This is a genomic window from Ruegeria sp. K3 (assembly GCF_056531845.1).
In genome coordinates, this window is sequence record NZ_JBQFMM010000035.1 from 1 (window position 1) to 1,177 (window position 1,177).

Genomic DNA, 1,177 nt, shown 5'->3' on the forward strand with positions numbered 1-1,177 from the left:
ATGGCAAAGGAAAAGTTTGAGCGTAATAAGCCGCACGTCAACATCGGCACGATTGGCCACGTTGACCACGGCAAGACCACGCTGACCGCAGCAATCACCAAGTATTTCGGTGACTTCAAAGCGTATGACCAGATTGACGGCGCGCCTGAAGAAAAAGCACGTGGCATCACCATCTCGACCGCCCACGTGGAGTACGAGACCGACAACCGCCACTATGCGCATGTCGACTGCCCCGGCCACGCCGACTATGTCAAGAACATGATCACCGGTGCCGCTCAGATGGACGGCGCGATCCTGGTTGTGAACGCAGCTGACGGCCCGATGCCGCAGACCCGCGAGCACATCCTGCTGGGCCGCCAGGTTGGCATCCCGAAGATGGTCGTGTTCATGAACAAAGTTGACCAGGTTGACGACGAAGAGCTGCTGGAACTGGTTGAGATGGAAGTTCGCGAACTGCTGTCCAGCTACGAATACCCCGGCGACGATATTCCGATCATCGCAGGTTCGGCTCTGGCCGCGATGGAAGGCAACAACCCGGAAATCGGCGAAGAGAAGATCAAGGAACTGATGGCGGCTGTTGATGACTACATCGACACCCCTGAGCGTGAAGTTGACAAGCCGTTCCTGATGCCGGTCGAAGACGTGTTCTCGATCTCGGGCCGTGGTACTGTTGTGACCGGCCGTGTCGAGCGTGGCGTGATCAATGTTGGCGACGAGATCGAAATCGTCGGCATCCGTGACACTCAGAAAACCACCTGTACCGGTGTTGAAATGTTCCGCAAGCTGCTGGATCGCGGTGAAGCGGGCGACAACATCGGCGCCCTGCTGCGCGGTATCGACCGTGACGGCGTTGAGCGTGGCCAGGTTCTGTGTAAGCCGGGTTCGGTTACACCGCACACCAAGTTCGAAGCCGAAGCCTACATCCTGACCAAGGAAGAAGGCGGTCGTCATACCCCGTTCTTCGCGAACTACCGTCCGCAGTTCTACTTCCGTACAACTGACGTGACCGGCACCGTGACCCTGGCGGCTGGCACCGAGATGGTTATGCCCGGCGACAACGTAGGCTTCACCGTCGAGCTGATCGCCCCGATCGCGATGGAAGACGGCCTGCGCTTTGCGATCCGCGAAGGCGGCCGCACCGTCGGCGCCGGCGTCGTCTCGAAAATCATCGAGTAAT

The 1,177-nt window shown here is 58.9% G+C and carries 1 protein-coding gene; it reads left to right on the forward strand.

Annotation, left to right across the window (positions count from 1 at the left end; translation table 11 throughout):
* A partial coding sequence (gene tuf, locus ACR0MP_RS22005; protein ID WP_010441214.1) for an elongation factor Tu occupies positions 1 to 1,176 on the forward strand: 1,176 nt, incomplete at its 5' end.
* Position 1,177 lies beyond the last annotated feature (1 nt).